Below are 13,569 nucleotides of genomic sequence, written 5' to 3' on the forward strand. Positions count from 1 at the left end.
GGAAGTGCTCGACAGCAGGGGGAACCCCACAGTCGAGGTCGAGGTCGTTCTGGAAAGCGGCTATATGGGGCGCGCAATCGTCCCCTCGGGAGCATCTACCGGAGAAAGGGAAGCCCTCGAACTGCGGGACGGCGATCCGAAAAGATATAGAGGAAAAGGCGTGCTCCGGGCAGTGGCGAATGTGAATGATATAATCGCACCCAAGATAACGGGGCTCGATTCGATCGAGCAGGCCTATATCGACAACCTGATGATCGAGCTTGACGGCACGGAGAACAAGAGCAATCTCGGGGCCAATGCCATTCTCGGCGTATCCATGGCAATCGCCCGGGCCGCCTCGGACTATATGGCCATACCCCTTTATCAGTACCTTGGGGGCGTAAGGGCGAGAGAGCTGCCAGTGCCCATGATGAATGTCATAAATGGCGGCGCTCATGCCCAGAATTCGCTGGATGTTCAGGAATTTATGATAGTTCCCGTGGGCGCGGAGTCCTTCACCGAGGCAGTTCGCATGGGAGCGGAGATATTTCACACCCTGAAGGACGTGCTGAAGGGTAAGGGTTTCGCCACCGGCGTGGGCGATGAAGGCGGTTTTGCCCCCCAGATAGGCTCCACAAAAGAAGCCCTCGATACTCTCATTACCGCAATCGAGAAAACGGGCTACAAAGCGGGGAAAGAGGTACTCCTCGCTCTCGATGTGGCGGCGAGCGAGCTCTTCAAAAAAGGAAAATATTCGATAGACGGCAACACCTGGACGAGCGACAAACTCGTCGATTTTTACGATTCCCTTATCAATGACTACCCGATTATATCCATAGAAGATGGACTCGCCCAAAACGATTGGAAGGGGTGGAAAAAGTTTACCGACCGGTGCGCGGCAAAGATACAGATCGTAGGCGATGATATTTTTGTCACCAATCCGAAAATATTCATGGAAGGGATAAGCAAAGGCGTGGCGAACAGCATCCTTATCAAGCTCAACCAGATAGGGAGCGTGACTGAAACCCTCACCACCATAGAGATCGCCAAAAGGGCCGGTTACACCTGCGTCATCTCCCATCGCTCCGGGGAGACGGAAGATACCTTTATCGCGGACCTGGCCGTGGCCACCAACGTGGGCCAGATCAAGACGGGATCCGCATCACGGAGCGAGCGCATCGCAAAGTACAACCAGCTCATGAGGATCGAGCATGAATTGGGTGAAATATCCGTGTTCGGCGGAGCGGATGTATTTTACAGCATCCGCAAGAGGTAGAACGGGGAACAGATGGGATGTATTGCGGATAAAAACCCCTCTTTATGCACCTGCACCTATGAAGGGTGTGCGAGACGGGGTAAGTGCTGCGAGTGCGTGGCCTATCACAGGGATAAAAAACAGGTCCCGGGATGCTTTTTTACCTCCGAGGGGGAGAAGACGTACGACAGATCGTTCCGGGCTTTTGTGCGGGAAAATTCCGGATCTGAACCGTAGCAGATAAAAGGGGCAGCGTTGGCGAAGCCTTCGCCTATGGTGCCCCCTTCAATTCCTCCATCAGTTCACCGGCTTTCATGCGGACCTCTTTTGATTTATCGGAAAGGGCCATAATCGACAGCTTTCTCAGTATATCTTCTTTATGACGTCCCGAGAGTCCCCCGTACACCGATTTGAACCTTTCGAAAACCTTCTCCATGATCTCCGAATCCTTCGCATCCAGAACGAGGATCAGAGTGGGCACGTCGTCGGGCGGTCCGTATTTTTCAATATAGGCATTTACTGTTTTTCCAAATCTTTCAGACCCATAGGCGTTATGAAGCTTTCGGTAGGCCTTGTCATGTTCCGGCGTGCCTTTTTCTCCCATAAAGATCCGGTCGAGTGCTTCCTTTACCCGGCCCGCTTTCCATCTATCGGTAAGTCTCTCTTTTTTCGGCTCTTTACTCCCGCCCCCACCCCCGCTTCGGTCCCTTTTTCTATCTATCTCCCGCCAATCAGGCCTTTCGTCGTCATAGTCACCCATAAATCCCCCCCTTGGTGAAAGCCGTGAGGGAGAACTTTTACTCCCTCCGGTCCCACATTAAATTCCCTTTGCAATCCGCTCTGCCCTGAGGGCACAGGACCATTCTCAAAGCCCGCTCAGCACCGCTCCCGAACGAGTGATGAAATTATGTAATAGAACAGGGTCGGGGCATTTGTCAAGTGAATTCAGGCGGTTGGTCCACGGGATCGATTCCGCCGGGCCGGCAAAGGGAACCGAAGATAACCCTTGCAAGAAAGCTCACCTGTCGATGTGGCCAAAAAGATGACAGAAAATATGTCGAAACACCCATTGAAAAAGAGAGCGGCCGGGAAAGAGACTATGGAATAAGACAGGCAAGGGCCTGAAACCAGACCCTAACGAAAGAGAAGCCTGCAAGGAGCAATAGAAAAAATGAAAAAGCTCTTTACCCGATATGGGATCCCTTCTTTTCGCCGCAGTGCCATAGGCCTGATGATGGCCTTGATGCTTGCAGGCTTTTCATACGCATACATCCCGATGGTGGAACATCCCCTCTCCTCCCAGGATTGCTTCGTCTCGATTATTTTCTTTCCCTTTGAGGAACAAAGCGGCGAAGACGGAGGGGCAGACCTGAGGCGGAGGATCGTCTCCCATCTCGGAAAGAGTCCTGCCTTCGAATATATCATTTACTATCCTAATCCCGCAAAGATGGAGATCCTGTCCAACGTCGCCTTTGCCCGGACAAAGAGCGATCAGGTGTGGCCGAACCCGGAGTTCTGGCACGAAAGTCAGATCCATTATGTCGTCTTCGGGCGATACGTAAGGACCGGCGATGAGGTGAGGGCCGAAGTCTTCCTCTATCAAGTAAGGGAAGAGCAGATGCTGATGTTCCATAAATACCGGGCGCCGATCGACCGCTTTCAGGAGATGGCGGCAAAGATCGCGAGCCGGATAGAAGAAAGACTCCTCGCCAACGAACCGGATGCCAAACGCAGGCATGACGCGGGCGGGACAAAGTGAAGGACGCCGGTCGCCCGAACCGCATCTATTCCCTATTGTTCTGGTTTGCAGAACGAAAATAGCAGGCCCGCTCACCCCTGCTTCCAAGCATACTCACCTTTGCCATATTTATCGGGATGAAACAGGGGAAACGGAGCGAATCGGTACGTTCACCCCCGGGTCAAGGAAAAAGGCACACCATTCCTTGACTAAACAGGATTAAACGTCTATTCTTTCAAAGAAATGTCTTCCTGTGTATTAAGAAATACTTTACTCTCCTCACGAAGCGTGGAGACGGTCGTTTCCCTTCCGGAGAACGCGGAATTAAGCGCCTCCCTTTTCGATCTACTTACGAAATTCCAGGATATCAAAAAGTTTGCAAGCGAGATCCATACCGAGATTCATCTGGTGAAGCCCATACTCAAGAATCTCGGCTATGTATACGAATCGAAACCCAAATTTTTTGAAGAGCAGATAAAGAATCCCGACGTGGCCCTCTTCAGCTCCGAAGAAGAGAGGGTGAAGACGTCACAGTTATGGGGCACCCGGGAGTATTACACCAGTGCCCTCGGAATAGTGTTGTTGAAGAGATACGGCCGGAACCTTCATGAAGGCATAAGCGGTTTCTATCTCGAATTTGAGAACAAAATGCCCCTCTATCAGATGCTCTATCTCCTCAAGAAATCGAGAACGCCGTGGGGCATGCTCACCAACGGGAAACAGTGGATCCTGATGAAACGACCGGTTCAATTCGAAACCAGGGTTATCGAGATAGATCTCGAGCGGGCGGTCTTTGAGGAAGATCTGGAGGCCCTTCGCCTCTTTTGCGGGGCTTTCTCCTGCGGGGGACTTAAAAAACTGCTTCCCCAGGCCCTCGAAGACGAGAGGACCACCCTCATCCGTCAATTAAGCGAGAAAAGACATCTTTTTCAGGAAAAGCTTCGCGGTCAGAAACGGAAGGTCGATTTTTATCCTACCGCGGTGGATATGTACCAGTCCTTCTTCGGGGGCTGGAAACTCCCTTCCACCGAGCTTTATTTGCACGAGAAGAATGTGGATGTGGGGGGAAGGGGTGTAACCGATCGAAGCGTTGCCAACAGCTACGATCATGCGGACATCTTTTCCTATGTCTTCAGCAAAACGGGGGGGGATATAAACCCTAACCTCGAGCAGATCATGCTCGCCGACCGGAACAGGAAGCTTACGAAGGAAGACATTTTTTCCCTGAGGATCCTCGATATCACCCCCGGTTTCGGCAACTTCACCACCCAGCTCGTTGATGCCCTGGCGTATATTTCCTTTATCCTGCCTTACAGGGAGAGAAATACCTTCAGGGGGGAATGGGAGGAGGAGAAGAGCCTGAAGAAGCACATTCTCGATACGGTGCTTTACGGCATAGAAAGGTCGCATATTACTTTCGATATCCTTCAGAACACGATGGAGAACCGTTTCGGCATTTACGCGAGAAACTACAGACTCGGTAATCCCCTGATAGGCATGCCTCTTAAGAATATTTCAAGCATTGTCGATACAACCAATCAAATGGCACTTTTCAACAAACATCCCAAGGAGATGATCGCCGAATTCAAAGAGCTTTACGCCCTCTTTTTCTCTCTCTCCGATAAGATCAAGGAAGACCTGCAGATAAGGATGGCGACTGAAATACGGCTCAAGACCTTTACCGGGCGGATCAGAGACCTCATGGACGTGATGACTGCCACCTATTTTACCAAGACCGTCGAAAACAGACGGATTCAGGATATGATTTTCAGTCTGGACGGTAACGAAGCAGCCTGGGCCGCCATAAAGAGCCAGGACTGGTTCCGGGAGTCTAAAGAGATTGCAAAGAGAAACGGCTTTTTTCATTTAGAGATAGAATTTCCCTTTCTCCTGACTAACGCCTTTGATTTCATTTTCGTACAGCCCGCGCTCAATTATGCATGGGAAGAGGAGCTGCCTCTTGCAGAGGCTACGAAAGCCTTTGTTAAAAGAGCCATGCCTTATCTGAAGCAGGAGGGGAAGCTGGTGATCATTTCTCCTCACGCCATCGATCAGCTCGTGCCCGAACTGAAGCGCTCGAAGAGATATGAAGTAGAATCGGGCGAAGGCCTCTGCATCCTTAAGAAAAAAATCTAGAATTACAACCTGATCTCCAGCCCGTCCTCGCCGAGAAGAAGAGGGGCGTGGAGTATACCCCTGAAATCATCCCAATCCGGGTAAAGGTGGGTAAGGATCACCCTTTGCGGCTTTGCCTCGCCCACCACTCTCTTCAGAGTTTCAAGGTTCATATGACCCTTCACCTTTTTTTCGGGAAACGCGCATTCGGCAATAAGAAGCTTCGCATCTCTTGCAAGGCTCACGAGATTGGATGAATAATCAGTATCACCCGTAATTACACACCGCGTGCCGTCAACGATCAGGGTCACGCCTATTGATTCACGGTTATGATTCATCTTTTTAGTCTCAATGCGGAGCCCATCCTCCTCGATTGAGCCGGAAGGCAAGCTTTTTACGGTAAGCAGGTAGTGCTTTGGCGCAAGCCACGGATAGACCGCTTTTAGGCCCCGGAAAAATTTATGCATCCCCTGCCCTCCGATCAGGGAGAGGGGTTTTTCCCTGGCAGTGAGGCCGTAATTGCAGGCGAAAAGGAAGGTGGAGAGATCTGCCGTATGGTCGACATGAAAATGGGTAATGATCAGGATATCGATGTCATCGACGACGTACCCGAATTCAAGGAGCCTGCGTACCACGGCAGGGCCGGCGTCTATCAGGATTGTCTTTCCCGCCCCATGAACGACGTACGAGGAGGAACCTCTTTTGAGGGAAGGAATGGAGGTCCCCGTGCCGAGTATCTTAATCCTCATCCCGTCTTCCCTTCCGTCGCGCACGCTTATGGTCTCGCGCAACCCATTCCGGCTCCGCCTCTTATCTGCCGTTTCTCTCCAGGTACCAGTCTATTGTCTCCGCTAAACCGCTTTTCAGGTTATAGGACGGGGTCCAGCCGAGTCCTGCTTTTGCCTTCCCCGCATTCAGAATGTTCGCCCTTATATCTCCGGGCCTGGCCACATCCCTCAGCGGCTCGTCAAATCCCGATGGGGCAGTATGCCCCTTGCCTCTCAGGACCTCCATTATCGCAGTGTAAAGCTCGAGGGTATGGGTGCCCGTTCCCGTGCCTATATTGAAAATACCGGAGCCCTCCGTTGCCGCGGCCAAAAGACTGGCCCGCGCAATATCCTTGACGTAACAGTAATCACGCACCATGCCTCGACTTTCTTCCGGAAAATGATTTAATGTCGGGTGCACTCCGGTCAGAAGCTGTTCAGTGAAGATGGCGACCACCCCCGCTTCTCCATGAGGGATCTGGCGCGGTCCGAATACGTTGCTATACCTCAGGACCGTATAGGGGAGACCGTGCTGATGGAGGAAAAAATTTATATATTTCTCACTTGCAAATTTCGCGATCGCATAGGGCGAAACCGGCTCGGGACAGTATTCCTCATCCGTCGGTATTCGGTCTGCCTCTCCATATATGGCGCCTCCCGTGGATGCGAAAATGAATCTCCCGACACCGTACATCCTTGAGAGTTGGAGCAGCCGCACGGTTCCTTTGATGTTAACTTCCGCATCAAAAAGCGGCTCTTTCACCGATTGGGGCACGGAGATCTGCGCCGCGTGATGGTCCACGATGTCCGGCCTCTCTTCACGAAATACCTCTTCGATCGCATCATCGCAGATGTCACGGACATAGAGCTTCGCCTTCCCGTTCAGATTCTCAATCTTTCCTGAGGATAGATTGTCTATCACCACTACATCATGACCCTCGCGGACAAAGGCGTCCACCACATGGGAGCCGATGAATCCGCATCCGCCGCTCACGAGCACTTTCATTCTTTTCCTCCCTTACAAAACCTGTTGCTTTTATACCACAGCTGCAAGTCGTGGGCCTACAAAAAAATAGGAGGGCCAATGGGAGGCTTATTTTTTGGTATTGACAAGGCTAGTATTATATCATATATCAAATCAGCGGCGGTGTAGCTCAGATGGTTAGAGCATGCGGCTCATATCCGCAGTGTCCGGGGTTCAATTCCCTGCACCGCCATTTTTTATTCTTCACGGGAGGTAGGGCATGACCAAATCCGAGCTTATCGCGAACGTGGCAGACAGTTCAGGAATAAAGAAGTCCGTTGCGGAGAAAGTCTTGAATGCCTTTCTCGACAACATCACCGAAGCCCTCAAGACAAAGGACGGCAAGATCACATTGACCGGTTTCGGCACCTTTTCAGTCGTGGAAAGGGCGGCACGGATAGGGAGAAACCCGAGAACGGGAAAGGAGATCAAGATACCGGCATGCAAAATCCCGAAATTCAAACCAGGAAACAAACTGAAAGACGCGATATAGCCGTACAAGCTCCACAATACAGGAGAAGAGCGGGCTCTTTCCTCTTTGTCGTGCTCATGGCGTGCATCATTATTGCTGCCGGAACGTCCTCGTGGGCGCAACGGGCGGATAAGAAGCCGAAGAAGCCGGTAGCGCAGAAGGAATCGGCGATAAACGACGCGACCGTCCAGGATTATCTTAAGAAAACAGAAGAGCAGATGAAAAAAGGGGAGTTCGAGGGTTCTCTTCCTACACTTATCAGGATCAACGACTATTCGGAAGATGTTCTCAAGACGGTGAAGCTTTTCCGCACCCATTATGAAAAGGTCATCAGCGACTCCTCCGTCTCTCAAGGCGAGCGGGAAGACCTTGTCATCAAATTGAACAGGATGAATCAGCTTATACCGAAATATACTTCTATCCGGGAGATGTCTTCCTACGATCTCGGCTACATGTATGCAAAAAAAGGCGATTCGGACCGGGCAAGAAAATACCTCCTCAAGGTGTTTGAAACTACCCCCTTTTCCACAAAATCGGATTCTCCATGGATGAAATCCAAAAAGCTCCTTCTGGCGCTTTACGGTCTGGAAGGCGAATTCTAGAAGATTGGATACAATCCGGGGAATTGCGGAAACTGCAATCGATTCACTCGGAATAGCCCCCTCCATCCGAAGCATATTTGTCGAAAAAACGGATTCACCCTGGAATGAAAAAGCCTTTATCAAAAGAAAAGGCTCTTCTCTCGACGTCAAGATTACCATCTGGAGCGACGACTCTTTTCTTTTCGGCCGCATATTCCGTCTCTTTATCTACATAAGCGATGTCCTCGACCCCCTGTTCCAATACAATCCGAAAATTACCCCCCTTGAGGATAAAGAGCCGGGGATCACGGCACGGTATAACCAGATATGGAGCCTCTATGTGGACAGCCGCATGGAAAGAAAAGGGATAGAGAGCTTTTTCGATAAGCTCACGCGAAGGAACCTCTTCATCGATATGGAAAAGGAGATCCCATGGGAGGAAGGGGATGCATTGTTTCACCGGTTATGGCTCAAATCCTCCTTCTCCTATCCTGAGATCATTTACCTGAGTCGCAATCTTGGAAGTCTCCTGCCGGATGGGACATCGTCCGCTCGTGAGGCGCGGGAGGTAAGGATCGCCGCTTCCATAAAGTCTCCCCATGTCCGGGACCATATCGAGAGGATAGAGCAGGCATCCTACAGGGAGATGGTGAACGAAATCCTGAGCTTCACCGCATATTACTGCAAGGACTGCTACATTACCGCATCCTATTACGGCATCTATTTCCTTTTTCAGAGAAGGGTCTTCGTGGAATTGGTCCCCGCCGCCGACGACCTCCTGTACCTTACCTTGCTCAACCCCTCCAACGAAACCTTTGAGACGGAAACGCTCACCCATCCCAAAGAGCTGGAACTCGTACAGGGCAGGATAAAAAAGGTCTACGACTCTATTGCGGCCCAGTCCCGGGATCAATAGAGGGGAAGGCCTAAAAGAAGAGAAATACCTCTTTCTCGTATCGCGTCATCTGATGCAGGATTAAGGTTTCGAGACCGGGAACATTGATATTTCCCGATTGGAGCATATTCTTCACCTCGTCATACGTTGAATCGGGATAGGAGTGGCGGTAAAATTTCACATATTCACCGAGGGCAGCCATGCCTTCCTCCCTGCGGCCTTGCCTGAAGGCGATGAGGGATTGAAACCCCTTGATAATTACATACGATTGGGTCTGCTCCCTCGGGTCGAGCCTCTCGGCCTCCGCCAGATAGCCACGCGCAGCCGCAAGATCGCCAAGCTGATATGCCGCATGTCCGGCCAGGGCAAACGAGATCGGCTGGTCCGGCTGCCCCCCGGCCGCTTTCAGGAACTGATCGAGGGCGGTTCGGTACTCCTCTTTCTCGAGTGCCTTCGATCCGTAGAAGAGCCCATCCCGATAGGCCTTGAAACCGGGATCGGATGCACACGAAAAAAGGAGGACGATAAAGACCCCCGCACATGCTCCGATACATAATTTCCTCATTTTCATAGTGGCCTCCAATCCATCGGATGATCGCAATCTTTTTCGGGTTCAGGCGCGACGGGAGAAGAACCGGAACAAGGCATCTAGGGTTTGCACCGCGTGCCGTAGCAGAGCTGGTCCACGAGGTCCCAGTACTGCTCGTAAAGGTGAAGCCCGCTGCTATAGCAGTATATCTCTCCATCGGCGCAATCGAAGCTCAACTGCTCCCGCACGAATTCCTTGAGAAGTTGCAGTCCGCCAATATTCTGAGGAAATCCGGCGAAGCCGTCCCAGCTCCGAAAAAAGACCGACATCGCGAGCCTTCCTTTAATAACGTCAAAGGCTATTACCTTCAGGCAGGGGGGATCGGCCTGAGTTATGGACCCCCTGTCTCCCACAGTGATACACGCCTGGTTGGTGCCTCCCTGGGACTCGTTGAGTATCCCTATGGCTGCCTCTATCTGGGGCACTATGAAGCTGCCGTAGGTGTAATCCTCATTCGGTTTTACTATGTCTCCCATCAGATACTCCACAAAGTATTCCTGAATCGCCTCATCCGTGGTGGGTCCCGGGAGAGAGGGCGGGAGAATGGGCGCAAGGGGACGGACCCAGGGGGTTCTTATTTTGATCATTACATTGGAGAATTGTTTCCTCAACTGACCAACGTATGAGCCCTTTTTCACTTCATAGTCGACGCCGTGCTCTACGCAGGCCGCCATCATACTCCTCCACGTATCATCGATCGTTGTCCCTTCGATATACATTTTCTCTCCTGTTCCGATATAGTGATTCCCAAGGACCGCCAAAAACGGCTTTCCATATTCTGGCATAACCTTCATCGCTCTTGCAAAAGAAAAATGGACTGACGGAACAATCGGTCTCACCACGGCGAACGCAGCTTGCCTTCACCGCCATCAGGGCTTTTACGCAATCTGTTTGAAAAAGGAGAGGGAAACATATTATGATTATCCATCACACAGGAGGTCCTATGTACGTAAAACAGATTGAAGTCGGGGGATTCGCCGTATTCGCCTATATTGTGGCATGCAAGAAAACGAATGAGGCGCTCGTGATCGATCCGGCGGCTGATGGCGAAAGACTGCTCAAGGAAGCCACGGATAAAGGCTATACCATCAAGTATATCGTCAACACCCATTCCCATGTGGACCACATTATGGGAAACAAGAGGATGAAAGACCTTACGGACGCCAAAATTATCATTCATGAAATCGAGGCGATGAGTCTCACGAACCAGTCCCATTCCCTTATGGCGTCTTTCGGGGCGGAGCCGTCACCGCCTGCCGATAAGACCGTAAAAGACGGAGACGAGATCATCATCGGCGAGACATCTCTTACCGTATTGCATACACCGGGTCACTCTCCGGGCAGCATCTCCCTCTACCATAACGGGATCGTCTTTACAGGAGATACTCTTTTCGTGGGAGGGGTGGGACGGACGGACCTCGCCGGCGGCTCGTGGGAGACGCTCGTGAAATCCGTGCACGGCAAGCTCTTCACCCTTCCGGACGAGACCGTTGTAGCCTCGGGTCATAATTACGGAGAGACGCCAAAAAGTACGATCGAACACGAAAAGGCCTTCAACCCTTATGTCGGGATCAGGGCGCCCCGCTAAGTATCTTTCGCTTTCTCTCCTCCTGCTGGCAGCAGCGTTCCTGATTTATTCCTGCCAGTCCGCCCCGGTTGTGCCGCGCCGGGCAGAGCCCAGGATCGCCCTCGTATTGGGGGGCGGTGCAGCCAAGGGGTTCGCCCACGTGGGCGTGATACGGGTGCTGGAGCAGGAGAAAATCCCCATCTCCATGATCGTGGGGACCAGCGTAGGAAGTCTCATCGGAGGTCTTTACGCGGCAAATCCCGACAGTTTCCAGCTCGAATGGATTGCCTTCAAAATCGACAGGAACGACATACTCGATATATCCGTCATCAATTCGAAATGGGGGCCCGTACAAGGGGCGCGGCTCGAGGCCTTCGTGGAGCAGACCGCAAAGGTGAAGACGGTCGAAGAGACAAAGATCCCCTTCTATCCCGTTGCTACCGACATCAATACAGGCGAGACGGTCACCCTGGAAAAGGGCTCCCTTGCGAAGGCCATTCGGGCATCGTCAGCCATACCGGGAATCTTCGTACCAGTGACCTTCGGCAAAAGACTCCTGGTGGATGGAGGCGTCACGGACAATGTCCCCTGCGATATCGCGAAAAATAAGGGCGCGGACATCGTGATCGCGGTAAACCTTTCGAAGGATGTGAAAGATTATAATCTGGGCTCTTGCATCGATATGATAGGCCAGTCTGCAAGCATCATGATGCATGAGAGCAATAAAATAAAGCTCCGCCACGCGGACGTGATAATCGAGCCCGATGCAAGGGGCGTATCGATGTTCGATTTTACGCAGAAAAAGGCAATGATGGAGGAAGGCATAAAGGCAGCCAAAAAGGCCCTTCCCCGGATCAAAGAGCTCATTGACGCGTATAAGAGTCGGTAGGGATGATCGTCGCCTTCGTTCTCAAGAAGCTGATCACCTGCTGTCTCATACCCCCGGGCCTGTTCGTCGTGGCCGCTCTCATCGTCGCATTCTTCGCGCGCAAAAAGGCACGAATTGCCGCTTTCGCGCTCGCCGCGGCCATTTACCTGACATCCATCGGACCCGTGGGAGACCTGCTCCTCGGCAATCTGGAAAAGGCATATGAGATTCCCGCCCTCGTCAAAATCGCGCAGTGCGACGTGTATGTCGTATTGGGAGGCGGAGCCAATCCAAGGGCGCCGACCATCGACGGAAAAGGTCTGCCTTCACCGGAAGCCCTTACCAGAGTGATGGCCGCCTACCGCCTCTACCTCATCGACCGAAAACCGATCATCCTTTCCGGTGGAGATTACCTTGGCAGAGAGACTGAGGCTGAGATCACGAAACGATATCTCATAAACCTCGGTGTCGATAAAGAACTGATCATTACAGAAACAAGGGCCAGGAATACGTACGAAAACGCCTATTATACCCGCGTCATATGCGAGGAGCGCGGGTTCAGACGCATACTCCTCGTTACCAGCGCCTTTCACATGAGAAGGTCCGTCATGCTCTTCAATAAACTTTCCGGGCCCGTCACCCCTTTTCCCGCAGGCTCCAGGGCTTCGGGCGCCGCAGACCCTTTCTCCTGGCTCCCCGACATCGACAACACCGTGAACGTGACCGCAGCGGTGAGGGAATACATCGGCATACTCTTTTATAAGATCACACTCTGAACCTATGAATCATCACCTCTTCAATTTTTTTGAGGCCGAGAAGGCTCATAAGAAGTCTGTCCATTCCCAGGGCGACCCCCGTGTAAGAACCCGTGAGAGAGGAAAGGTCCTCCAGGAAAGTTTCGTCCGGGGGAAACTCTTTTTTCCCTAGTTTTACCCGCTCCAGGTTGCTTTTCAGGAATCGCGCCCTCTGTTCCACGGGGTCAATAAGCTCCGTATAGCCATTCGCGATCTCCACCCCATTTATATATAACTCGAACCTCTCCACCTTCCCCCCCGCCCGGCTCTTTGCCATGGTGGGGATGGCCTGGGGCCAGTCCTTGATAAAATAGGGTCTTTCATCTCTGATGGCGCCTTCCACTTCCTGTATAAGGAGCTTGAAGAAAAGGTCGCTCCACTCGTCCCTTTCATCGATGCCCCTGAAGCCCCTCTCTCCCATCGCCTTGACGAGAGCGTCTCTGTCGAGCGGGAACGGGTCGACACCAGTCTTCTCGACGAATAGCCGGTCGAGGTCGTAGACGGCAAAGGGCGGCTCAAACCGGGCCCTGTCGGCCCGGCCGAGGGCATTGGCCGCAAAACAGACAAGGGCCTCGACCTCTTTCATCGCCTCTTCGTAAGTCCCCTCCCGGTACCATTCGAGCATGGTAAACTCCACATTATGGATCTCCTCCAGCTCCTCGACCCTGAAGACCTTGCATATCTGGAAAATCCGGTCGCGGCCGAACCCGAGGAGCCGTTTCATGTGTACCTCGGGAGAAGTGTGGAGATAGAAGGGCCCTTTCTTTCCCACCCATGCCTCAACAGGATCGATGTGAGGGTCGGGCGGAGACGTTTTCACGAGGCTCGGGGTCTCCACCTCCAGGTAATCGCCCTTGTAAAAAAATTCCCGTATTGCTTTTGTATATTCGTGCCTTATCTCCAGTATCTCTCGTTCTTTCATCCC

15 protein-coding genes and 1 tRNA gene are annotated in these 13,569 nt (G+C 52.2%); 10 read left to right on the plus strand and 6 right to left on the minus strand.

Annotation, left to right across the window (positions count from 1 at the left end; all coding sequences use genetic code 11):
- Positions 1-1,255, plus strand: a 1,255-nt coding sequence (eno, locus tag VGJ94_15550) for a phosphopyruvate hydratase (protein HEY3278033.1), incomplete at its 5' end; no start/stop codon positions are given.
- Positions 1,256-1,505: 250 nt separating this feature from the next.
- Here the strand turns inward: eno and VGJ94_15555 are convergent.
- Positions 1,506-1,994 carry a hypothetical protein gene (locus VGJ94_15555; GenBank protein ID HEY3278034.1) on the minus strand — a complete coding sequence of 163 codons (489 nt, stop codon included), beginning with the start codon at positions 1,992-1,994 and terminating at the stop codon, positions 1,506-1,508.
- A gap of 411 nt (positions 1,995-2,405) precedes the next feature.
- Here VGJ94_15555 and VGJ94_15560 point away from each other — a divergent pair, with 411 nt between their 5' ends.
- On the plus strand, positions 2,406-2,993 hold the full coding sequence (locus tag VGJ94_15560) for a hypothetical protein (GenBank protein ID HEY3278035.1): 588 nt from the start codon (positions 2,406-2,408) through the stop codon (positions 2,991-2,993).
- 267 nt (positions 2,994-3,260) lie between these two features.
- On the plus strand, positions 3,261-5,108 hold the full coding sequence (locus VGJ94_15565; GenBank protein ID HEY3278036.1) for a hypothetical protein: 1,848 nt from the start codon (positions 3,261-3,263) through the stop codon (positions 5,106-5,108).
- 2 nt (positions 5,109-5,110) lie between these two features.
- Here VGJ94_15565 and VGJ94_15570 read toward each other — a convergent pair whose 3' ends face one another.
- Positions 5,111-5,836 carry a ribonuclease Z gene (locus tag VGJ94_15570; GenBank protein HEY3278037.1) on the minus strand — a complete coding sequence of 242 codons (726 nt, stop codon included), beginning with the start codon at positions 5,834-5,836 and terminating at the stop codon, positions 5,111-5,113.
- Between the two features lie 61 nt (positions 5,837-5,897).
- Entirely contained in the window at positions 5,898-6,860 is a 963-nt protein-coding gene (locus VGJ94_15575; GenBank protein ID HEY3278038.1) for an NAD-dependent epimerase/dehydratase family protein, read from the minus strand.
- A 137-nt stretch (positions 6,861-6,997) separates the two neighbouring features.
- Here VGJ94_15575 and VGJ94_15580 point away from each other — a divergent pair.
- From VGJ94_15580 to VGJ94_15595, 4 genes are all read left to right on the plus strand, one after another.
- Positions 6,998-7,071, plus strand: a tRNA-Met gene (locus VGJ94_15580).
- Between the two features lie 27 nt (positions 7,072-7,098).
- On the plus strand, positions 7,099-7,371 hold the full coding sequence (locus VGJ94_15585) for an HU family DNA-binding protein (protein HEY3278039.1): 273 nt from the start codon (positions 7,099-7,101) through the stop codon (positions 7,369-7,371).
- Positions 7,320-7,952 carry a hypothetical protein gene (locus tag VGJ94_15590; protein ID HEY3278040.1) on the plus strand — a complete coding sequence of 211 codons (633 nt, stop codon included), beginning with the start codon at positions 7,320-7,322 and terminating at the stop codon, positions 7,950-7,952. Before VGJ94_15585 ends, VGJ94_15590 begins: the two co-directional genes overlap by 52 nt.
- Before the next feature lie 4 nt (positions 7,953-7,956).
- The gene (locus tag VGJ94_15595; GenBank protein ID HEY3278041.1) at positions 7,957-8,847 is read left to right on the plus strand and encodes a hypothetical protein; all 891 of its coding nucleotides are present in this window, start codon (positions 7,957-7,959) and stop codon (positions 8,845-8,847) included.
- Positions 8,848-8,857: 10 nt separating this feature from the next.
- Here VGJ94_15595 and VGJ94_15600 read toward each other — a convergent pair whose 3' ends face one another.
- Both VGJ94_15600 and VGJ94_15605 read right to left on the minus strand, forming a co-directional pair.
- Complete coding sequence (locus VGJ94_15600; protein ID HEY3278042.1) at positions 8,858-9,397, minus strand: hypothetical protein; 540 nt, start codon at positions 9,395-9,397, stop codon at positions 8,858-8,860.
- Positions 9,398-9,474: 77 nt separating this feature from the next.
- Positions 9,475-10,134: a thymidylate synthase gene (locus tag VGJ94_15605; protein HEY3278043.1), complete on the minus strand. Its 660-nt coding sequence runs from the start codon at positions 10,132-10,134 to the stop codon at positions 9,475-9,477.
- Between the two features lie 224 nt (positions 10,135-10,358).
- Between VGJ94_15605 and VGJ94_15610 the strand changes: the two genes are divergently transcribed.
- From VGJ94_15610 to VGJ94_15620, 3 genes are read left to right on the plus strand one after another with little or no spacing between them, the layout of a single operon-like run.
- Positions 10,359-11,003: an MBL fold metallo-hydrolase gene (locus tag VGJ94_15610; protein HEY3278044.1), complete on the plus strand. Its 645-nt coding sequence runs from the start codon at positions 10,359-10,361 to the stop codon at positions 11,001-11,003.
- Positions 10,978-11,871, plus strand: coding sequence for a patatin-like phospholipase family protein (locus VGJ94_15615; GenBank protein HEY3278045.1), 894 nt, complete (start codon positions 10,978-10,980; stop codon positions 11,869-11,871). Before VGJ94_15610 ends, VGJ94_15615 begins: the two co-directional genes overlap by 26 nt.
- A 2-nt stretch (positions 11,872-11,873) precedes the next feature.
- Positions 11,874-12,626, plus strand: coding sequence for a YdcF family protein (locus VGJ94_15620; GenBank protein HEY3278046.1), 753 nt, complete (start codon positions 11,874-11,876; stop codon positions 12,624-12,626).
- Here the strand turns inward: VGJ94_15620 and epmA are convergent.
- Positions 12,616-13,566, minus strand: a complete 951-nt coding sequence (gene epmA / locus VGJ94_15625; protein HEY3278047.1) for an EF-P lysine aminoacylase EpmA — start codon at positions 13,564-13,566, stop codon at positions 12,616-12,618. The genes VGJ94_15620 and epmA overlap by 11 nt on opposite strands.
- Positions 13,567-13,569 lie beyond the last annotated feature (3 nt).

The sequence above is a fragment of the Syntrophorhabdaceae bacterium genome (assembly GCA_036504895.1).
Classification (GTDB): domain Bacteria; phylum Desulfobacterota; class Syntrophorhabdia; order Syntrophorhabdales; family Syntrophorhabdaceae; genus PNOM01.